This window comes from Streptomyces sp. NPDC002838 (assembly GCF_040295365.1).
Classification (GTDB): Bacteria; Actinomycetota; Actinomycetes; order Streptomycetales; family Streptomycetaceae; genus Streptomyces.
Map to the genome: position 1 here is coordinate 1 of NZ_JBEOVF010000099.1, position 21,291 is coordinate 21,291.

Here is a 21,291-nt window from a genome sequence, read left to right on the forward strand (position 1 = left end):
CAGCACCCGCCGCAGCAGCGGTGCTGAGAAGGGTGTGTCCTGGCCCTGTCAGGCAGTTCGTCGCCGTGCCGGGGCCTGACAGCCCCCGTACAGGGTGTGATGAGATGGCTCACAGAAAAAGTGCGGCCTCCGCGGGCAACTGTCCCCGTACATGCCATTTATTCGTACGCTCTGGAGGCTTCTCCGGCAGGGCTGCGAGAAACCACCTGTGGCCTTGACCATGCAGGTCATACGATCGATCGCCGAGGCGTCGCACCGCGTGAGCACTCCGCAAGCGCGATGCCCATCGCACTTTTCCGCCACCCGACCTGGGGTCCATTGTGAAGATTCGCCGTGTTCTCGCAACTGCCGTCGCCGCCGCCGTGACCGCCCCGGTTGTCCTCCTCTCGGCCGCGCCCGCCTTCGCCGACGAGAAGCCGGCCGCGCAGACGCAGAAGGCGAAGCCGACGATCGAAGAGCTCGAGCAGGCCGTCGACCTCGCGCAGAAGGAGTACGACGCCGCCGTCATCGCGGTGAACGACGCCATCAAGTTCTTTGAGGAGGACCTGGAGGCGGAGACCTACCCGACCAAGGCCGCGGTCATCGCGACCAAGAAGGCCGCCGAGGCCGCCGCCCAGGCCAAGACCGAGGCCGATCAGGCCGTCGTGGACGCCCAGGCCAAGCTGGACGCCGCCACCACCGACGAGGAGAAGGCCGCGGCGCAGACGGCGCTGGACGAGGCCGAGAAGGCCGCCCAGGAGGCCGCAGAGGCCAAGACGGCCGCCGACACCAAGGCCACCGAGGCGAGGACCGCCCACGACGATGCCCGCGTCGCCCAGGTCCGAAAGATCGACCTTCTCCAGAAGGCGAGGGACGAGGCCAAGAAGAAGCTGGACGACGCGAAGAAGGCGCTGGCGGATGCCGAGGCCGAGGAGGGGGAGGAGCCGGGTGGCGAGTGCGTCCCCGAGCCCAAGCTCACCACCGTCGTCAGCGGACTGCCGGACAAGGTCGTCGGCGGAACCACGGAGAACTTCACACTGCGCGTCACCAACGGCACCAACAAGACGATGGACGAGGTGTACCCGTACGGAGCCGTCCACGCCTTCGACGACAAGGGCCTCAAGGAACTCGACTCCCACCTCGACCTGGAGTGGTCCACGGCCGCGAACCCGAACTGGCGCGACGTCGACCTGTTGGACGGAGTGTCCGTCGGCTCCCTCAAGGCCAAGACCTCGGTCGACGTCAAGCTGCGGCTGAAGGTCGACGCAGACATCCCGGCCGGGCAGGGCGCCGTCTTCGCTACGGCCGACTACGTCAACGAGGACGGGTCTTGCGGCGGTTACCCGGACCTCGACCACTACGAGTTCCAGATCCTGGCCAAGGGCAGCGACCCGGGCAAGGTCGAGGACGCCGAGGGCAAGCCCGGCAAGACCGACAACACAGCCGAGCAGGGCGGCACATCCACCACTCCGGTGAACGGAACCGGCGGTAGCGGCAGCGGCTCGCTCGCCGAGACCGGTTCGAGCGACGTTCTGCCGAAGGTCGCCCTGGCCGGCGGCGCGGCGCTCCTGCTCGGCGTCGGCGCGGTGGTCGTCGCCCGTCGCCGCAATGCGGGCGCCGACGCCTGACCGGCACAGTGAGACGCGACCGGGCCCGTTTCCCCGAGGGGAGGCGGGCCCGGCCCGTCTCCCGGTCCGAGTGCTTGATCACAGCTGGGCCGGCGCTCAGTGCCGGAGTGGTCACCTCATAGGGTCGTCGGTCCAGAAACAGCACACGGTGTACTGACGCGCGCGGGACATCAGGGTTGGCAGTGGACGGGACCGAGGCAGGCTCTTCGGTGACGCCTCGTTCCAGGAGGAAACGATCAGCGTTGTCCTGCCGGAACGTGCGTCCTTCCTCAACTGGCGAGCGACGACCTTCCCGGCGCCTACGTGGACATGGTGGCCGCCCTCAACCAGGCCGTAGCCGACGGCGTGGACGTCATCAACTTCTCCATCGGCGGCTACGGCGTCCTCGGCGGCACGCTTGAACTGGCCATGCTCAACGCGGCCAAGGCGGGCGTCTTCATCTCCGCGGCGGCGGGCAACGAGGGGCCCGACTCGGTCTCGCACCTGGCGCCCTGGGGCACCACCGTGGCCGCGTCCACGCACGACACCGGCTACCGCACCACTCTCACCCTCGGCAACGGCACCTCCCGCACCGGCGTCGGCGTCGTCGCCTCCGCCGCTCCCTCCGCCCCGCTGGTCGACGCGGCACGGGCGGCCAGGAGCGGAGTTGCCGCCGACGACGCCGAGCGGTGCCTCCCCGGGACCCCCGACCCGGAGAAGGTGACCGGCGCGATCGTGTTGTGCGAGCACATCTTTGGGGACTCCCGCGAGGGCAAGGCCGACCAGGTCGAGGAGGCCGACGGCGTGGGCATGGTGCTCCACAACGTGGCGGCTCCCGTCGACACGGCTTTCGCCTTCCGACAGGCGGTCCCCACCGTTTACCTCACCAGCGGCCAGGCCGAGGCGGTCAAGGCGTACGCCGCGCGCGCCGGGTCCCGCGCCACCGCCAAGCTGAGCGCCGCCCGGGCGGTGAGTCAACGCGCCCCCGAGGTGGTGAGGTTCTCCTCCGGCGGCCCCGGCCCCCTGCACGGCGGCGTGCTGAAGCCCGACATCACCGCCCCGGGCCTCGACACCATCGCCGGCACGGCCCGGGACAGTGAGTTCGCCAAGGGCGCGCAGGGCCTCATGTCCGGTACGTCGTCCTCGGCGCCGCAGGTCGCGGGCCTGGCGCTGGTCCTGCGGGGGCTGCACCCCGACTGGTCGCCAGCCGAGGTCAAGTCGGCCCTGATGACCACGGCGACGACAACCGACAACAAGGGCCGGCCGATCCGGCGCTCCGGCGCCGAGGCCACCAAGCGGGTCGGCAGACATTCCGCAGACGTTCCAGGGCCTGGCTGCCGTGCTCGTTCGTGCCGGACCAGTCATGCGGTCCGCGTGTGGTGGCCTTGTGCCTGCTGCCCGGGGAGGGACTGGCCGCTGCGCCCGGGAGCCAACAGCGTTAAGGGGTGGAAGGGCCGGGGAGTTCCATTACCACCGATTCCGGAGATCCCCATGGTTCCTCCAGTGCGGCCCGAAGTGCGATGACGGTATCCGCACCGACGCGCCCGGCGAGCGTGGCTTCGATCCCGGCCAGGATCTGCATCGTCTCCTCGCGGCGCCGGGCACCGGCCGCCGAGAGCAGCACGAGCTTCGACCGGGCGGACCGCGGATCGCTCTCCACGGTCACCACGCCCATGGCGACAAGTTCGTGGACCCACTGGTGCGCTGTCGGGGCGCTGACGCCCAGACGCCGAGCCAGCTCGGCGATGCTCGCCCCCTCTGACGGGAGCTGACTCAGCAGGGTCACGTGTGCCGCACTGATGGCCGACCCGTCTTCCTGGGCCTCGAACGCAGTGGTCAGGGCGGCTCGGAACCAGTTGTGCGCGCGCCACAGCAGCCGGATGAGCGGCTCGGATTCAGACGGGGAGGAGGACATGTGGTTCTGCTTTCACGGTGGGGCGTTCGGTTCGGCGCGGTCTGCCGATCGTAAGCCGGTCAGACCTGGCGCCCAACATCACCGGGCTTCCCAGATCACCCTTCATTAGGTAACCTACGATTAGGCTACCTAATGGTGGAGCTCGAATCGATCCCCACCTCCCGAACCATGCCCCTGATTCCCGTAGACCGATGGAAAGGCGTGACGATGACGACAGGATCGTCTGTATCCCCCCTTGCCGCGGGCACCTCGCGGCGGCGTCTGCTGGCCGCCGCGGCCGGAGCCACCGCCGGCACGGCAGCCCTCGCGGTCCCGCCCGCCGCCCAGGCCGCCACCTCCACGTCGGCCGGGACCGCCGCCGGCCGCCCGGGTCGCCGCATGAAGGTGATCGCGGTCGAAGAGGCGTTCTCCGTTCCGGAGCTGATCCCGTGGCCGGGCGAAGCCTGGATGCCCCCCGGCTGGGGGCAGGAGTGGGGGCGCCGGCTCGCCGACTTCACGGAGTTGCGGCTGGCGGACATGGACGAGCATGGGGTGGACATGCAGGTCCTGTCGCTCACCTCACCCGGCGTGGAGGCCATCGAGGACCCCTCCGAGGCCGTGGCCACGGCCCGCCGGGTCAACGACCGCCTGGCCGAAGTGGTCGCCGCCCACCCGACACGGTTCGCCGGCTTCGCCGCCCTGCCGTTGCAGGACCCGAAGGCCGCCGTGGTCGAACTGCGCCGGGCGGTGGAGCAACTGGGCCTCAAGGGGGTCCTGCACAACGACCACGTTCAGGGCCACTACCTCGACGAGCCGCAGTTCCGGCCGGTGTGGGCGGAACTTGAACGGCTCGGCGTGACGCTCTACCTCCATCCCGCGCTCTTCCCCGCCGATCAGTGGCGGGTGTTCCAGGGGCATCCCGTGCTGAGCGGGCCGTCCTGGGGATGGACAGCGCAGGTCGGCGCCCACGCACTTCGCCTGATCTACGGTGGAGTGTTCGACGAGTTCCCCGGGGCCTCGGTGACGCTGGGGCACATGGGAGAACTGCTGCCTTTCCAGCTGGCCCGGCTCGACAGCCGCTACCACCAGGCCGACCCCAAGAGCAGGCCACGGCAACTGCCCTCCCACTACCTGCGGCACAACCTCTACGCGACCACCAGCGGTGTCTTCTCCCACGCGGCCCTCCTCGGAGCGGTCCAGGCCATCGGCGCCGACCGGCTGCTGTTCGCCGTCGACTACCCCTACGAATCAACGGCCGAGGCAGTCGAGTTCCTCCGCACAGCGCCGTTCTCCCGCGCCGACCTCAAACGCATCGCACACCTCAACGCGGCACACCTGCTGAACCTCTGATCAGGACAGCAGCAGGTGAGGAGTGTCGCTGGGCCGACGGCGCATACGTGTTCCGTCGGCCCAACCCCGCGAGCACCGGTACCGTGGTGAGTCTGCGACAGCAGATCAGTGTGCAGGCGATGCTGGTGAAGGCGAGGAAGTGGTCGGCTTCGGGTTCGTAGCGGCGGTGCAGACGTCGGCATCCGGCGAGCCAGGCCATGGTGCGTTCGATGGCCCAGCGGTGACGGCCGAGTCGTTGCGAGGTCTCGATGCCCTTGCGGGCGATGCGGTGCCGGATGCCTCGGCCGGATGACCAACGACGCAGGTGGTTGTAGTCCTAGCCCTTGTCGGCGCGGAGTTTGTGGGGCCTGCCTCGCCGGCGTCCCCGGCGGGAGCGGATCGGCGGTATGTCCTTCACCAGCGGGATCAGTGCCAGGCTGTCGTGCGTGTCGGCGCCCGAGACACCGACGGACAGGGGCAGGCCGGTCCGTTCCGTGATCAAGTGGATCTTTGACCCGTACTTGCCCCGGTCTACAGGATTCGGGCCTGTCAGCTCCCCCTTTTCAAGGCCCGCATGTTGACCGAGTCGATCACGCACCGCGACCAGTCCAGCTCGCCGCGGGATCCCGGTTCGTCGAGGACCAAGCGGTGGAGTTTGGCCCACACCCGAGCCTTCGACCACTCGGCAAATCGTCGGTGAGCCGCCGCGCCGGACGGCCCGAACGAGGCGGACGGCGACTGCTGCCACGTGCAGCCCGAGGTCGCCACGAAGACGATCGCGGCCAGCACTTCCCGGTCACCGTGCCGGCGCCGACCACCGCCCTGAGGCCGCGACGGCGTCCGGCACCACCCGCTGGAACAGCTCCCGCAACACGTCCGGCACCAGCCGCTCAACGATCCCCGCCACGACCGGCAGCTTGGCTTGGCGTTTAACTTCGGCCGTTCACCTGACCCGCTGATCTTGGTTCGTTCCCGGGACAGCAGGGCGGCCGTTCTTCACGCTTCGAGGTGTCGAGCAACGTCGCGTGAAGGAACGGCCGCTGGTGAACTTGCCGTCGACGTGAGCAACTGGCTGCGGCTCGACGCCCCAACCAGCCCGGAGCTGCTGTTCTGCCACGTCTACGGGCGGGGCCGCAGCGCGGATCAGTTCATCCCCGGCTGGCCTTACTCCTTCTCATGTGTTGAATCCGTTCCGCGGCCTCCTGCTCCCTGCAGCGATCCGTCAGCGGACTCGCAGGACGTCCAGGGCTGTGAGGGCCACATGCAATGCGGTGCGCTGTTCGCCGGATTCGAGGTCGCAGTCGAGCAGGCGCTCGATGGTGCGCAGGCGTTGATAGAACGTCTCGCGGGACAGGCCGCCGCGGCGGGCGGCGCTGGTCTTGTTGCCGGCGGCGTCGAGGTAGTGGCGGAGGGTCGTCAGCAGGTCGGTGCCGTGTCGGCTGTCGTGATCGAGGAGGCGTCCGAGTTGTTGTTCGGCGTATTCCTGGATCCGGGTGTCCTCGCGGAGCGCGTACAGCAGGCGGCGCAGGTCGACATCGGAGAGTTCGTGGAAGGAGCGGCCCTGAGGGAGGGGCTGGTCGGGCGGGGTGGCCTCGGCCACGCGGGTTGCCTGGCGGAAGGAACGGGGGGCATCGGTGAGGTCGTCGGCCTCGGAGCCGATGCTCACGACGGCCTGCGGGGAAAGGCCGAGCGCGGCGTGGCTCAGCCGTTCGACTGCGGGCTGCCAGGGGTGTGAGGGGCTCAGGGCGAGCAGGACTCCCAGGCGGCCGGGGGCCAGTTCGCCGATGAGTGCCGGGATTCCCGTCGTGTGCAGGTCCTGGGACAGGCCGGTCTCGGGATTCGCCGCGGTGTCATCTGCGGGGAGGTCCACCACGACCGTGAGGAAGCGGCTGTTCTCGGTGGGCAGGCCCAGCGCGGTCAGGCGGGCATGGGCGTCTTCGGGGGAGCGGTGGCGCTGCTCGACGAGGTCGCGCAGGGCGTTGCGGTGCGCGGTGCGTTCCCAGAGGGTGGGGTGGATGAGGCGGGCGACGGTCAGGGCCATCGCCGTTCTTTCCAGGACGGTGATGTGCTCCGGCCCGAAGGCCGGTTCGGTGGTGGGAGCGGGCAGCATGGCCACGCGGCCCCAGCGTTCGCCTTGGTATTCGACCGGTGCGGTGAGCCAGCCCTCCGGGCCGTGTTGGCTCGTGCGGTCTCCGGGCGGGGTCGCTCTGGAGCGTTGCTCCCAGGCGGTGAGCGTTTCCTCCAGGGTGGTGCCGGAGGGTTCGCAGATCAGTGCTTGGTGGACCAGGTTTTCCAGGACGACCGTACGGCCGCTCATCTCCGCTGCCGCGCGCATGACGTCCTCCGGTCCTGCGCCGCGCAGCGTCAGCGTGGTGAACGCCTCGTGGACGCGCTGGGTGCGGCGCATCGCCTCGGCCTGGTTGCCGAGGATGAGGGCGTGGACGACCTGGGTGACCTCGAGGAAGTTGACGTCCTTGGCGAGAGTGATCAGCGGGAGGCTGCGGGCCTGGCAGGCGTGGACGAGGGCGTCGGGCGGGCGGTGGTAGCGCCGTACGAGTTCGATGACCAGGGCCGCCGCGCCGACGCCGGCGAGTTCGTCGACGTACCTGCGAACTCCCGTCACGTCGTCGGGCAGCGGCATGCCGGTGGTCAGGACGAGCTCGCCGCCCTTGAGGAAGGAGGCGGGGTCGGTCAGTTCGGTGATGTGGACCCAGCGGACCGGCCTGTGGAGGTGGGATACGCCGGTGACGACCTGGGGCTGGCCGGCGGCCAGGACGGGCAGAGCCAGGACGTCGGCGATGGTGAGGGCGCGGCCGGGAGGACTGCTGTCCTGGTCGGCCGTGTCCGGCGGTCGCGCCGTCGAGGGGTTGTCGTTCACGGTGTCTCCCTGGGTGCCCGGTCACTGTGACAAGCCTTGCTGACCTGCGCAAGAGGTGTTCCGCCTCGGGTGAACGGGGCATTGAGCGCCGCATTCCAGCCCCGTGCTTGACAGAACGTCCGAACGCCGTGCCCTCGCCGGACAGATCGCGCGTTGGCTCCCTGCGGGGCGGCGGAGATGCTCGGGGGACCGCAGCAGTCCGACGACCCACGCCGGGAGACGAACATGACCGCACTGTCGCCGCACCTTCGCCAGGCCACTCCCGTGGTGGCGGCCCGGGGCGAGGGCGTCCATCTGTACGGTGAGGACGGCCGCCGTTACCTCGACTTCACCGCCGGGATCGGGGTCACCAGCACCGGGCACTGCCACCCCAAGGTCGTGGCGGCGGCGCAGGAGCAGGTGGGCACTCTCGTCCACGGCCAGTACACGACGGTCATGCATCAGCCGCTGCGGCGGCTGGTCGAGAAGCTCGGCGAGGTGCTGCCGACGGGCCTGGACAGCCTGTTCTTCACCAACTCCGGCAGCGAGGCCGTGGAGGCCGCACTGCGGCTGGCCCGCCAGGCCACCGGACGGCCCAACATCCTGGTCTGTCACGGCGGCTTCCACGGCCGGACCGTGGCCGCCGCCTCCATGACCACCTCCGGCACGCGTTTCCGGTCCGGTTTCTCGCCGTTGATGAGTGGTGTGGTCGTCACTCCCTTCCCGTCGGCCTACCGCTATGGCTGGGACGAGGAGACCGCGACCCGCTTCGCCCTCCAGGAACTCGACTACACGCTCCAGACGATTTCTTCGCCCGCGGACACGGCCGCGATCATCGTCGAGCCGGTGCTCGGCGAGGGCGGCTACGTGCCCGCCACCCGCGCGTTCATGGAGGGGCTGCGGGAGCGGGCGGACCGGCACGGCTTCCTGCTGATCCTGGACGAGGTGCAGACCGGCGTGGGCCGTACCGGCCGCTTCTGGGGACACGAGCACTTCGGTGTCAACCCGGACATCCTCGTCACCGCGAAGGGTCTGGCCAGCGGCTTCCCGCTGTCGGGCATCGCCGCCTCGGAGGAGCTGATGGCCAAGGCGTGGCCGGGCTCGCAGGGCGGTACGTACGGCGCCAACGCCGTCGCGTGCGCCGCGGCCTGCGCCACCCTCGACGTCGTACGCGACGAGAAGCTCGTCGAGAACGCGGAGGCCATGGGCGCGCGGCTGCGCCAGGGACTGGAGGCGGTGGCCGACCGGACGCCGGGCATCGGTGATGTGCGGGGGCTGGGGCTGATGCTGGCCACCGAGTTCGTCACCGAGGACGGCGGCCCCGACCCCGAGACCGCGGCCCGCGTGCAGCGCGCCGCCGTGGACGAGGGCCTGCTTCTGCTGCTGTGCGGGGCCTGGAACCAGGTGGTGCGGATGATCCCGGCGCTGGTGATCGACGAGACGGCGGTGGACGAGGGACTCCAGGCATGGGCGACCGCCGTGGAGGCCGGTACCTCAGGAGCGTCGGCACGATGAGCGACAGCGTGGCGCGGCTGGCTGCCCGGCTCGCCGAGACGGCTCCGGGCCTGCGGGTGGAATCCGGCCTGGGCACCCTCGGCCAGTACGCCTACGACGCCTCCAACTACCGTGTCCCCCCGCAGGCTGTGGCCTTTCCCCGCTCCACGGACGATGTGGTCGCGGTGCTGCGGGCCTGCAAGGAGACGGGCGTCGCGGTCACCGCTCGCGGCGGTGGCACCAGCATGGCGGGCAACGCGGTCGGGCCGGGCGTCGTCCTGGACTTCTCCCGGTACCTGAACCGGATCCTGGACATCGACCCGGCCATCGGGACTGCGCGTGTCGAGGCCGGAGTCGTCCTCGACGCGCTGCAGAGCGCGACCGCCCCGCACGGGCTCTCCTTCGGCCCTGACCCGTCCTCGCACAGCCGCTGCACCCTCGGCGGCATGATCGGCAACGACGCGTGCGGGAACCGGTCGGTGCGGCACGGGCGGACCAGCGGCCACATCGAGGCGCTGGAGATCGTGACAGCCGACGGAGTGCGGGCCGTCGCCGACCACGTGGGGTTGCACCCGGTGGACCCCGCGGACGCGGAGCGCGTCGCTCGCCTCGAAGCGGATGTACGACGCCTGATCGGCGACAACCTGGCGCCGATCCGGACCGAGCTGGGCCGCATTCCGCGCCAGGTCTCCGGCTATCAGCTGCACCACCTGCTGCCCGAGCGCGGCTTCGACATGGCCCGCGCTCTGGTCGGCACCGAGGGCTCCTGTGCGGTCGTCACCGCCGCGACGGTCCGCCTGGTGGCGACCGCACAGGCTTCGGCGCTGCTCACTCTCGGCTACGACAACGTCGTCGAGGCGGCCGAGGACGTGCCGGAGATCCTGCGCTGGAATCCCACCGCTGTGGAGGGCATGGACGAGGCGATCGTCGCCACCATGCGTGCCCGCCGGGGCCCCGACTCCGTCACCGGACTGCCCGAGGGGCGGGCCTGGCTGTACGTCGAGCTGGACGGCGACGATGAGGCCACGGTGAACGCCCGTGCGGCCGAGCTCCTCGACGTGCTCAAGGCGCAGGGCCGGATGACCGGCGGGCGGGTCGTTCAGAGCGCGGCCGAACGGCGCTCTTTGTGGCGGGTCCGCGAGGACGGGGCCGGTCTGGCCGCCCGCCTCGTCGACGGCGGGGAGTCCTGGCCCGGCTGGGAGGACTCGGCGGTAGCGCCCGAAAACCTCGCCGCCTACCTGCGGGACTTCCGCAAGCTCCTGGCCGACCACGGGCTGACGGGCGTGATGTACGGGCACTTCGGCGCAGGGTGCGTCCACGTGCGCATCGACTTCGACCTCGCCACGGACATCGGCCGGGCAGCCGCCCGTCGCTTCCTGCACGAGGCGGCCGCGCTGGTCGTCGCGCACGGCGGGACCCTGTCCGGCGAGCATGGCGACGGGCGGGCGCGCGGTGAGCTGCTGGAGGTCATGTACAGCCACCAGATGATCCGGGCGTTCGCCGCCTTCAAGGAGGTCTTCGATCCCGAAGGGCTGCTGAACCCGGGCGTCATCGTGGCCCCGGCCCCGCTCGACACCGATCTCGCGCTGCACCAGATCCAGCCCCTGGCGACGGAGTTCACCTTCCCGCACGACGAGGACGGCTTCGCGGGCGCGGCCCGCCGCTGTGTCGGCGTCGGCCGATGTCGCAGCGACGCGGGCGGTGTGATGTGCCCGAGCTACCGGGCCACGGGAGAGGAGAACGACTCCACGCGGGGTCGGGCCCGCCTCCTCCAGGAGATGGTGCGCGGGGAGACCGTCCAGGACGGCTGGCGCTCGACGGAGGTCCGCGACGCCCTCGATCTGTGCCTGTCCTGCAAGGCGTGCTCCAGCGACTGCCCGGTCGGCGTCGACATGGCCACCTACAAGGCGGAGTTCCTGCACCAGCACTACAAGGGAAGACTCCGGCCCCGCTCCCACTACTCGCTGGGCTGGCTGCCCCTGACCTCCGCCCTCGCCGGATACGCCGCCCGCCCGCTCAACGCGCTGCTCCGCGGACCGCTCGGCCGACTCCTCGCCCGCCTCGGAGGCGTGACCACGAAGCGCAGGATTCCCGCATTCGCCCCCCGGTACGTCCTGCGCAGGGTCCTGCGCGATGCGAGGACCGGCGAACCAGCGAAAGCCCTGCTCTTCGTCGACAGCTTCACCCGCGCCTTCCGTCCCGAGGTGGCCGGAGCCGCGAGCCGTGTGCTCGCCGACGCCGGAATCCCCTGCACTGCGGAGGACGGCCTGTGCTGCGGTCTGACCTGGGTCAGCACCGGTCAGCTGTCCGTGGCCCGCAGGATCATGGCCCGTACCGTCGCCCACCTGGACAACGGCGACGAGCGGCCCATCATCGTGGCCGAGCCCAGCTGCGCCGCCGCACTCAAGCGCGACGTGCCCGAGCTCCTCGGGACTGACGCCGCCCGCCGGGTCGCGGACCGCGTCCACACCTTCACGGGTGCCCTGACCGACCTGGCCGCGCCTGGCTGGACGCCGCCGGAACTGCCGGAGAACGTCGCCCTGCAGACCCACTGCCACGAGTACGCCACCTTCAAGGGCCGCCGCCCCGCCGACCTGCTGCGCCGACTGGGCGTGGGCAAGGTCGACGAAGCCGAGGGCTGCTGCGGACTCGCCGGGAACTTCGGCTTCGAGGAGCAGCACTACGACACCTCGATGGCCGTCGCCGACCTGGCCCTGAAGCCACGCCTCGACGGCATCGGCCAGGCCACGCCGACTGTCGTCGTAGCCGACGGTTTCAGCTGCGCCACCCAGATCGACCACCTCGCCGGAGACCGGGGCATCCGCGCCCTGCACCTCGCGGAACTGCTCGACCCCGCCGCCGATCAACCAGGAGAGACGTCATGACCGACACACCCACGCAGTTGTTCATCGGCGGTGCCTGGGTGGACGCCGCGGACGGCGCCACCATGCCCGTCGACGACCCGGCGACCGGCGAGATCATCGCCCACGTCGCCGACGCCGGCGCCAAGGACTCCCGGCTGGCGGAGGACGCGGCCGTTCAGGCGCAGGAGGAGTGGGCCCATACGGCCCCACGGGTGCGCAGTGAGATCCTGCGGCGCGCCTACGAGATCATCCTCGACCGCACCGACGAGCTCGCCCGCCTGATGACGTCCGAGATGGGCAAGCCGCTGGCCGAGGCCAGGGGAGAGGTGGCGTACGCGGCCGAGTTCTTCCGCTGGTTCTCCGAGGAGGCCGTACGCATCGACGGCGGCGGCGGAATCCTGCCCGACGGCCGCAACCGCATGCTGCTCTCCCGCCGCCCGGTAGGCCCCTGTCTCCTGATCACCCCGTGGAACTTCCCGCTCGCCATGGGCACCCGCAAGATCGGCCCCGCCATCGCGGCGGGCTGCACGATGATCCTCAAGCCGGCCCCGCAGACCCCTCTGTCCAGCCTGGCGCTCGCCGCGATCCTGAAGGAGGCCGGGCTGCCGGACGGCGTGCTGAACGTCGTCACCACCTCCCGTGCGGGGGAGGTGTGCGAACCGCTCCTGCGCGGCGGGCGGATTCGCAAGCTGTCCTTCACCGGCTCCACCAACGTCGGACGGCTGCTGCTCGCCCAGTGCGCCGACGCCGTCGTACGGACCTCGATGGAGCTGGGGGGCAACGCGCCGTTCATCGTCTTCGACGACGCCGACCTGGACACGGCCGTGGACGGCGCGATGCTCGCCAAGATGCGCAACATGGGCGAGGCGTGCACGGCCGCGAACCGCTTCTTCGTGCACCGGTCGGTGGCGGAGGAGTTCGGGCGGAGGCTGGCCGAGCGCATGGGCGCGCTCGTCGTGGGCCCGGGCACCCGGGACGGTGTCGATGTCGGCCCGCTGATCGACGCCACCGGGCGTGCCAAGGTCGAGGCCCTGGTCGGCGACGCGGTGGAGCGCGGCGCCCGGGTGCTCGTCGGCGGCCGTACGCCCGAGGGCCCGGGCTGCTTCTACCCGCCCACCGTGCTCGCCGACGTCGACCCCGGCAGCCGCCTGATGGACACGGAGATCTTCGGCCCCGTCGCCGCGATCCTCACCTTCGACGACGAGGACGAGGTCGTCGGCCGTGCCAACGACACGCCCTGGGGCCTGGTCGGCTATGTCTTCACCGAGGGCCTCGACCGCGCCCTGCGCGTCAGCGAACGCCTCGAAGTGGGCATGGTCGGCCTCAACACTGGTCTCGTCTCCAATCCGGCCGCCCCCTTTGGAGGCGTGAAGCAGTCCGGGCTCGGCCGTGAAGGCGGCCGGGTGGGGATTGACGAGTTCCTGGAGTACCAGTACCTCGCGGTGCCCGTGCGATGACGGTGGTCATGCCCTGACTACCCCGCATCGCGCACCGCGACGGGCCGCCCCGTGCCCGGTTTCCACGCCACCGGGCATGGGGCGGCGGCTTTTCCTCCACCGGGCGGCGGGCGCAGGTCTGTCACTGTGCGCAGGCAGGCTGCGCATGTGTCGCACGGCGCAAGGGTCGGCCGCTGGTCCGGTAGGCCGCCGCATGGCCTGGGCGGCGGACGCGGCTGACAAGTAAGCCACGACGTGCGGCCCTCTGCCTCCGCCTGGTGCGGGGGTCCGGGCGTTTACCCGAATGGTTCGTCGCCCGCCCGCAAGGAGCGGAGGGGGGCCACTGGAAGGCTCGCCACTGCGCCTAGGGCACCGTATGCCGCGAGGAGGCCGGCGCTGCCCGGCACGCTCCGCTCCCTGGGCCGAGAGCGCTGCGCCGTCGTTCGGCCGGCAGCCGCACTCAGCCCAGGTGGCGGGCGGTGATTTCCGCCGCGGTGTCGGTCACCAGCCGCCCCAGCTCGGCAAGCCGGCCGGGGTCGAAGCGGGAGTCGGGCAGGGAGACGGCCACGCTGGCCAGCGGCGTGCCGTCCTCATCCAGGACGGGTGCCGCGATGGCGCAGACACCCGGGCGGTACTGGTTGTGGTTGACGGCGTATCCGCGGTCTCTGACCCGGCGGAGCTCGGCGCGCAGCTCCGCCGGGTCGGTGATGGTCTCCTGGCCGTAACCCTCGAGTGTGCCCGCCGTGAGCTCGTCGACCTCGGACTTCGGCAGATGGGCGAGGACCGCGTGTCCGGTGGCCGTGGCGTGCAGGGGGGAGATGTCGCCGATGGCGTGGAAGGTTCGTACGGCGTGGTCGCAGTCGACGCGGTCCACCACGACGATGCCGTGCAGGGCGTCCGGCACCGTCAGGTGGATGGTCTCGTTCAGCGTGTCGCGGAGCCGGAACATGGGCTCGCGGGCGGCGGCGAACAGGCTGGAGCCCTGTAGGGCGGCGGGTCGTACGGCCAGCACCCGGGCGCCGACCTCCCAGCGCGTGGTGTCCCTGCGATTCGCCCGCAGCCAGCCCGCCTCGTTGAGCGTCACCAGGGTGCGCTGCACGGTCGACTTGGGCAGCCCGAAGATCTTCGTCAGCTCCCCCACGGTCACCGGCTGGTGCTGCGCCACGGCCTCCAGGATGCGCAGCGACCTCGTCAGGCTCTTCAATTCCATCCGGGCCCCCTCAGTTCTGCGGATTCATCGTGCTGACCTCTTGACTCGCTTCCGGAGTCACAGGCATGATCATGCCGTATTCTAGCATGGTGTTCCACAATGCGGCACGCACCTCGACGTCTCCGGTGGTCGGACCGACGTCAAGGACTGTGCTGTTCCGATGCTCCGCGGCGTCTGACGCTGGTCGCGCCCTGAATGCGCCGTACCGCGCCGCCGCGTGAGGCGGCCGCCTTGTGCCCGGCACTCTCCCCCGCCGGGCACAAGGTCGGTCCTGCCGTGAAGCGAATCAAGGGTCGGCTCCCGTATGGGAGCCGACCCTTGATGATGCGGGGCCGAAGCCGGGCCGCCGCGACGCGCTCAGGCGCCCAGACGGCGCCCCGTGATCTCCGCGGCCGTGTCGGCGACCAGGCGGCCCCACTCGGGCAGCTTGTCGGCGTCGTACCGCGAATCGGGCATGGAGACGGCCACGGTGGCCAGCGGTGTGCCGTCCTCGTCGAGGATGGGCGCGGCGATCGCGCAGACGCCCGGCCGGTACTGGTTGCGGTTGACCGCGTAGCCGGCGGTGCGGATCCGCCGCAGCTCGGCGCGCAGGTCCTCGGGGTCTGCGGGTGTCGACTCGCTGTAGCGCTCCAGGCCCTGCGTGATGAGCTCCGCGATGTCCTGCTTCGGCAGGTGGGCGAGGACCGCGCGCCCGGTGGCGGTGGCGTGCAGGGGTGAGGTGTCGCCGATGGCGTGGAAGGTCCGTACGGCGTGGTCGCAGTCGACGCGGTCCACCACGACCATGCACTGGAGTGCGTCCGGCACCGACAGGTGGATGGTCTCGTTGACCTTGTCCCGCAGTTGCACCATGGGTTCGCGGGCGGCGGCGAACAGGCTGGACCCCTGTAGGGCGGCGGGTCGTACGGCCAGGATGCGCGCCCCGATCTCCCAGCGGGTGGTGTCCTTGCGGCTGGCCCGCAGCCAGCCCGCCTCGGCCAGCGTGACGAGTGTGCGCTGCACGGTCGACTTCGGCAGTCCGAAGAGCTTGGTCAGCTCCCCGACGGTCACGGGCTGATGCTGGGCGACCACCTCCAGGATGCGCAGCGATCTGGTGACGCTCTTCATTTCCATCCGGTTTCCCCCCGTTAATCCTCGGAATTCTTTGCGGACACCCTCTTGACTCCCCTCTCTGCCGCTGTCATCCTCGTGCCAGATTCTAGCACAGCATTCCACAATGTGGCACGGCTTCGAGAGGGATCCCGCAAAAGTGAGCCGGAGCTACGAGATGCGGACGATTGCGAGCTGTGGTCCCGCCGAAGGGCCCGGCCCCGTCCAAACCGCCTCGAATCGAACAGCCTCACGCCGGGGGCCCAGCATGCGCCGCGGCGATACGAAAGGAAAGCCCTGTGTCAGCTGCCAGGAAGCGCGTCGCCGTCGTCGGCGTCGGAACGATGGGCAGCCAGGCCGCCTGGCGCCTGGCCGCCCGTGGAGCCGAGGTCGTGGGCTACGACCGCTTCGCCCCGGGCCACGACCGCAGCGCGGCCGGCGGCGAGACCCGGATCTTCCGCAGCGCCCACTTCGAGGACTCCCGGTACGTGCCGCTGCTCCAGCACGCCGACGCCCTGTGGGAGCAGCTTCAGCGGGAGACCGGCCGTGAGCTGCGCCGCCTGACCGGCTGCCTGCTGATGGGGCCGACCGAGCACCACCAGATGGCCACGGTCCTCGAGTCGATCGCCGAGCACGGCCTGGACCACGAGGTCCTCGACGCCGAGCTGCTCGCCAAGCGCTTCCCGCAGTTCCGGATCGAGGACGGCGACGCGGCCGTGCTCGACCGCCGCGCCGGTTTCATCCGTCCCGAGCTGACGATCCAGACCGCCGCCCGCCGCGCCGAGGAGCTCGGCGCCCGCATCCACCGCTACACCACGGTCCGCGAGATCGTCCCCGTCGCGAACGGTGTCGAGATCCGCACCGACGCGGGCAGCGAGCACTTCGACACCGCAGTCGTCACCCCCGGCCCGTGGGTGAACGACCTGCTCCCGGACCTGCCGTGGGAGGTGGACATCCGCCGCCTCATCAGCGCCTGGTACGTGCCCACCACCGACGCCTGGTTCGGCGAGGAGCGCCCCGCCTTCATCCGCACCGCGCCCACGCACTGCTACGGCCTGCCCTCCCCGGACGGCGTCTCCGTCAAGCTCGGCCTCTCCCGCGCCCTGCACCGCCCGGCCGGCGACCCGAACCGGCTCGACCGAGAGGTGGCCCCGGAGGAGCTGGAGATCTTCACGGAGCTGATCGGGCGTCACATGCCGGACCTGAACCCCGATCCGACCCGGCTCTCCGTCTACATGGAGGGCTACACCGAGAGCAGCCGTCCGCTGGTCGGGCCGCTGCCGGGCGCGGAGAACGTCGTCCTGCTCGCCGGTTTCTCCGGCCACGGATTCAAGCTCTCGCCCGCCTTCGGTGACATCGCCGCCGACCTCGCGCTGGACGGCACCTCGCCCCAGCCCATCGACTTCATCTCCACCCTCGACCGAGCGGAGGCGTGACGGCCATGACCAGCACCCTCGATGTCGGCGTCCTGCGCGCCGAGCCCGGGACCAAGACGCGCGGCACCGTCCCCGCCGACCTCGGCACTCTCACCGTGGACATCCCGCTGACCCTGGTCAACGGCGCCCACCCCGGCCCCCGCGTTCTGATCACCGCGGGCGTGCACGGCGGCGAGTTCACGGGGGTCGACGCGGCCACCCGATTGGCCGCTCTGCTGGAGCCCGGCGAGGTGCACGGTCAGGTGATCGTCTGCCCGGTCGCCAACCCCCCGGCCGTCTACCAGGGTCGCCTCGGCGTCTCCCCGCTCGACGGCGTGAACATCAACCGCGTCTTCCCCGGCGACCCCGACGGCAGCCCCACCGAACGTCTCGCGGCGTGGCTGTTCACCAACCTCGTGGACGATGCCGACGCCTACGTCGACCTGCACTCCGGCGGCATCGACGAGGTCCTGACAGATTTCGTCGGTTACCGCCTCACCGGTGACCCCGAACTGGACGTGCAGACAGCGGACATGGCCGGCGCGCTCGGCATCGAGGACGTCATCTTCGGAATGAACGCCGAAGGCGGCAACAGTCACGCGGCCGCCGCCCGCCAAGGCGTCCCGGCGATCCTCGTGGAGACCGGCCAGCTCGGCGAACGCGACGCGGCCACCGCCCGTCGTCTCGTCGAGGGTTTGCGTGGGGTCCTGGGTCGGCTCGGCGTCCTGGACATCAAGCCCAAGGACGACACGGCCGTCCGCGCATGGGTCTGGGCCGCCGGCGTCACCGCCGAGGCAACCGGCCTCTGGTATCCGGCGTTCACCGCCGGCGACGACGTGACGGAGGGCCAGGTCCTCGGCCATGTCATCGACCCGGCCGACGGCCGGGAGCACAAGGTCCTCTCCCCGGCCACCGGCCGGATCTTCTACGGCATGCACGGACTGACCGTCGCCCCCGGCGCCGAACTCGCCGCCATCGCCGCCCCGGCTCCCCAGGACTCCGGCGGCCACTGACCCCACCACCCCCAGCAAGTCCCCTCCCCGCAGCACCAGAACGAGATCCCACCAGCACGCACCCCCACGCTCCCCTTCCTCACGTACCGCACCACCAGGAGGCACCCGGTGAGAGATGTCCGGATAGACCGCAGAGGGTTTCTGCGCGGCGTCGGCGGCGTGGCCGCAGGCATCGCCGCCGCCACATCGCTCAGCGCCTGCGGCACCGGCACCAGCCGGTCCGTCGGCAGCGGCGGCAAGAGCTCCAAGACCCTCGTGGTCCGCAACAGCGGCGGCTCGTACGGCGACGCCAACCAGCAGGCGATCTATGAGCCGTTCACCAAGGAGACCGGCATCCAGGTCAAGGTGGTGAACATCGAGTACGCCCAGATGCTCGCCCAGATCAAGCAGGGCCGCCCCCAGTTCGACGTCATCGACGACTCCATGGCCGACTTCGTGCTCTTCAAGCAGCAGGACGCCACCGAGGACCTCGACTACGACCGGCTGAAGAACTTCAAGAACGCGGGCATCGCCAAGACCCTGGTGACGTCCAACGCGGTCGGCAAGAACTACTGGGCCAGCGTGATGGCGTACCGAACCGACGCGTTCGGTGGAAGGAAGCCGGCCTCGTGGGCCGACTTCTGGGACACCAAGACCTTCTCCGGCAACCGCGCCCTGCAAGCCCTGGACGCCGACCTGCCCGAGCTGGAGTTCGCCCTCCTCGCCGACGGCGTGGCGCTGGACAAGCTCTACCCGCTCGACGTGGACCGCGCCTTCAAGGCCCTCAGCGAGATCAAGCCCCACGTCCGCAAGTTCTGGGACACCGGCGCTCTGCCCGGCGTGCTCCTGGGCCGCAAGGAGGTTGACGCCTCCAGCGTGTGGCATGGCCGCCTGGACGCCCTGATCAAGGGCGGCTCCCCGCTCGCCTACCAGTGGAACGGCGCCCGCCGGCAGAGCAACGCCCTTGGCATCCCCAAGGGCGCCGCCAACCTCGACGCCGCCTACCAGCTCATCGACTTCGCCCTGCGGCCCGAGGTACAGGCGGCCTACGCCGAGATCTACCCGATGGCCCCGTCGGTGCCGGCCGCCTACAAGAAGCTCAAGCCCGCCACCGCCGCGAACCTGGCCAGCTCGCCCGAGCACCTGGAGTCCGGCTTCGACCTGGACGTCGAGTGGTGGATCAAGAACCAGGACGCCGTGTCCAAGCGCTGGCAGGAGTGGACGCATGCCTGAGACCGACGTGATGCCCGAGCTGTCCCTGGCCTCCACGGCCGGCCTGACCGGTTCCGGCAAGCCCCTGTCCGTGACACGGCTTCGGAAAACCTACGGGGGAGTGACGGCCGTCGACGAGGTCTCCATGGAGATCGCGGCCGGCGAGTTCGTCACCTTCCTCGGCTCCTCCGGCTCCGGCAAGACCACCACCCTGATGATGATCGCCGGGTTCTGCGAGCCCGACTCCGGCAGCATCGTCGTCGGCGGCCGGGACGTGACCCGCCTCGCCCCGCAGAAGCGCGGCCTGGGCTTCGTCTTCCAGCAGTACCTGCTCTTCCCGCACATGACGGTCTGGGAGAACGTCGCCTTCCCCCTGCAACTGCGGGGCGTCTCCAAGGCGGAACAGCGCCGCCGGGTCGGCGAGACCCTGGAGATGGCCGGGCTGTCCGCCATGGCCCGCCGCCGCCCCCGCGAGCTGTCCGGCGGCCAGCAGCAGCGCGTCGCGCTCTGCCGGGCCCTGGTCTACCGCCCGCCGGTCATCCTCATGGACGAGCCGCTCGGCGCCCTCGACAAGAAGCTGCGCGACCAGCTCCAGACCGAGATCAAGCGCATCCAGCAGGAACTCGGCCTGACCGTCATCTATGTGACGCACGACCAGGAAGAGGCCCTCGTCCTCTCCGACCGGATCGCCGTCATGCGGGACGGCCGGATCGACCAGTTCGACACCCCGCAGGAGCTCTTCGAGCGCCCGCGCACCCCGTTCGTCGCCGACTTCCTCGGCGCCGCCAACTTCCTGCCGGGCCAGGTGGAGCAGCAGACGTCCGGCCACACCCTGGTACGTCTCGACACCGGCGGTGTACTGAAGGCCCGCCCGCAGGCGGGGACCGAAGGGGCCCGGGTCCGTGCCGCGGTCCAGCCCGGCCGGCTCGCCCTGTGTCCCCCCGACGACGGATTCTGTACCGGGACGGTCGAGACCGTCACCTACGTCGGCACGCTCGTACGCGTCACCGTCCGCCCTCTCGGCGAGGCAGCCACCGAACTCGTACGGCTGGAACTGCCCGCCGGCCGAGCCCCCGACCTCGGCGAGCGCATCGGCCTCACCGCGGACCCCGCGAACGTCAGCGTCTTCCCGGACGCGGAACACGGGGGATGACGATGGCCGGAACCGCACTGGCGCCCACCCCGGCGCCCGCCGCACCCACACCCGCCCCGGGCAAGCGCAGCCTGGGCCGCGCGCTGTCCGAACGGCGCACCCGCTTCGGCCTGCTCAACGCCACGCCCGTCATCGTCTACCTCCTGGTCCTCTTCGTCTATCCGATCTTCAGCACCCTGATGCTGAGCCTGAAGGGCGAGGAGGGCGGCTTCACCCTCCACTGGTACATCGACGCCTTCCAGGGCGCGAACCTGGAGATCCTGCTCACGACCCTGCGGATCTCCGCCGAGACCTCCCTGCTCGCCCTGGTCGTCGGGTTCGTCCTGGCCTCGGCCATCTCGCGGCTCAAGCCGCTGTGGGCCGGCCTGGCGATGCTCGTGGTGGTCGTCCCGCACTTCATCAGCGCGCTGGTGCGCACCTATGGCTGGATCATCCTGCTCGGTGACAACGGCGTGGTGAACAACGCCCTGACGGACATGCACGTCCCCGGCGCGCCCGTCCAGTTGCTCTACAACGAGATCGGCGTCGTCATCGGCACCACCGCCGTGATGCTGCCGTACACCGTGCTGCTGCTGTTCGCGGTGATGAAGGGCATCGACCGGCGCCTGATGGCCGCCGCGGCGAGCATGGGCGCGGGCCGGATCACCATCTTCCGCCGGGTCTACCTGCCCCTGGTGGCCCCCGGCCTGGTCAACGCCGGCGTGCTGTGCTTCATCCTCTGCCTCGGCTACTACCTCACGCCCGCCCTGATGGGCGGCGAGAA

The 21,291-nt window shown here is 70.6% G+C and carries 15 protein-coding genes and 1 pseudogene; 11 read left to right on the top strand and 5 right to left on the bottom strand.

The genetic code is table 11. From position 1 onward, the window contains the following. Window positions 1-362 precede the first annotated feature (362 nt). Together ABT063_RS50175 and ABT063_RS50180 are read left to right on the top strand one after the other, a co-directional pair. Window positions 363-1,607 (top strand): peptidase, encoded by a 1,245-nt coding sequence (locus ABT063_RS50175; protein ID WP_351068694.1) that lies wholly within the window; start codon window positions 363-365, stop codon window positions 1,605-1,607. Between the two features lie 273 nt (window positions 1,608-1,880). Then, window positions 1,881-3,110, top strand: a complete 1,230-nt coding sequence (locus tag ABT063_RS50180; RefSeq protein WP_351068725.1) for a S8 family serine peptidase — start codon at window positions 1,881-1,883, stop codon at window positions 3,108-3,110. Here ABT063_RS50180 and ABT063_RS50185 read toward each other — a convergent pair. After that, on the bottom strand, window positions 3,025-3,501 hold the full coding sequence (locus ABT063_RS50185; protein WP_351068699.1) for a MarR family winged helix-turn-helix transcriptional regulator: 477 nt from the start codon (window positions 3,499-3,501) through the stop codon (window positions 3,025-3,027). The two genes, ABT063_RS50180 and ABT063_RS50185, sit on opposite strands and share 86 nt — an antisense overlap. A 207-nt stretch (window positions 3,502-3,708) precedes the next feature. On the opposite strand from ABT063_RS50185, the gene ABT063_RS50190 reads away from it, so the two are divergent. After that, window positions 3,709-4,830, top strand: coding sequence for an amidohydrolase family protein (locus tag ABT063_RS50190; RefSeq protein WP_351068701.1), 1,122 nt, complete (start codon window positions 3,709-3,711; stop codon window positions 4,828-4,830). Window positions 4,831-4,915: 85 nt separating this feature from the next. On the opposite strand, the pseudogene ABT063_RS50195 reads toward ABT063_RS50190, so the two are convergent. Both ABT063_RS50195 and ABT063_RS50200 read right to left on the bottom strand, forming a co-directional pair. Next, window positions 4,916-5,725, bottom strand: a pseudogene (locus ABT063_RS50195) (IS5 family transposase); the annotation flags it as partial. A gap of 306 nt (window positions 5,726-6,031) precedes the next feature. Further along, on the bottom strand, window positions 6,032-7,687 hold the full coding sequence (locus ABT063_RS50200; RefSeq protein WP_351068704.1) for a PucR family transcriptional regulator: 1,656 nt from the start codon (window positions 7,685-7,687) through the stop codon (window positions 6,032-6,034). A gap of 225 nt (window positions 7,688-7,912) precedes the next feature. Here ABT063_RS50200 and ABT063_RS50205 point away from each other — a divergent pair, with 225 nt between their 5' ends. Genes ABT063_RS50205 through ABT063_RS50215 form a run of 3 tightly spaced genes read left to right on the top strand, consistent with a single transcriptional unit; the run spans window position 7,913 to window position 13,481 of the window. Then, a complete protein-coding gene (locus ABT063_RS50205) occupies window positions 7,913-9,181 on the top strand; it encodes an aspartate aminotransferase family protein (protein ID WP_351068706.1) in 1,269 nt (422 codons plus the stop codon). Further along, window positions 9,178-12,045 carry an FAD-binding and (Fe-S)-binding domain-containing protein gene (locus ABT063_RS50210; protein WP_351068709.1) on the top strand — a complete coding sequence of 956 codons (2,868 nt, stop codon included), beginning with the start codon at window positions 9,178-9,180 and terminating at the stop codon, window positions 12,043-12,045. Before ABT063_RS50205 ends, ABT063_RS50210 begins: the two co-directional genes overlap by 4 nt. Continuing rightward, window positions 12,042-13,481, top strand: a complete 1,440-nt coding sequence (locus ABT063_RS50215) for an NAD-dependent succinate-semialdehyde dehydrogenase (protein WP_351068712.1) — start codon at window positions 12,042-12,044, stop codon at window positions 13,479-13,481. Before ABT063_RS50210 ends, ABT063_RS50215 begins: the two co-directional genes overlap by 4 nt. A gap of 439 nt (window positions 13,482-13,920) precedes the next feature. Here ABT063_RS50215 and ABT063_RS50220 read toward each other — a convergent pair whose 3' ends face one another. Both ABT063_RS50220 and ABT063_RS50225 read right to left on the bottom strand, forming a co-directional pair. Then, on the bottom strand, window positions 13,921-14,664 hold the full coding sequence (locus tag ABT063_RS50220; RefSeq protein ID WP_351068727.1) for an IclR family transcriptional regulator: 744 nt from the start codon (window positions 14,662-14,664) through the stop codon (window positions 13,921-13,923). Window positions 14,665-15,027: 363 nt separating this feature from the next. Continuing rightward, window positions 15,028-15,774 (bottom strand): IclR family transcriptional regulator, encoded by a 747-nt coding sequence (locus ABT063_RS50225; RefSeq protein WP_351068729.1) that lies wholly within the window; start codon window positions 15,772-15,774, stop codon window positions 15,028-15,030. A gap of 281 nt (window positions 15,775-16,055) precedes the next feature. Between ABT063_RS50225 and solA the strand changes: the two genes are divergently transcribed. The 5 genes from solA to ABT063_RS50250 all read left to right on the top strand — a co-directional run. Beyond that, window positions 16,056-17,192, top strand: a complete 1,137-nt coding sequence (solA, locus tag ABT063_RS50230) for an N-methyl-L-tryptophan oxidase (RefSeq protein ID WP_351068715.1) — start codon at window positions 16,056-16,058, stop codon at window positions 17,190-17,192. 5 nt (window positions 17,193-17,197) lie between these two features. After that, window positions 17,198-18,184, top strand: a complete 987-nt coding sequence (locus ABT063_RS50235; RefSeq protein ID WP_351068717.1) for a succinylglutamate desuccinylase/aspartoacylase family protein — start codon at window positions 17,198-17,200, stop codon at window positions 18,182-18,184. A gap of 108 nt (window positions 18,185-18,292) precedes the next feature. Continuing rightward, window positions 18,293-19,396 carry an extracellular solute-binding protein gene (locus tag ABT063_RS50240; RefSeq protein WP_351068719.1) on the top strand — a complete coding sequence of 368 codons (1,104 nt, stop codon included), beginning with the start codon at window positions 18,293-18,295 and terminating at the stop codon, window positions 19,394-19,396. Continuing rightward, window positions 19,389-20,528: an ABC transporter ATP-binding protein gene (locus ABT063_RS50245; RefSeq protein WP_351068721.1), complete on the top strand. Its 1,140-nt coding sequence runs from the start codon at window positions 19,389-19,391 to the stop codon at window positions 20,526-20,528. The genes ABT063_RS50240 and ABT063_RS50245 overlap by 8 nt, the downstream gene beginning before the upstream one ends. A gap of 2 nt (window positions 20,529-20,530) precedes the next feature. Further along, window positions 20,531-21,291 (top strand): ABC transporter permease (locus ABT063_RS50250; RefSeq protein ID WP_351068723.1); only part of this gene is annotated, 761 nt, incomplete at its 3' end.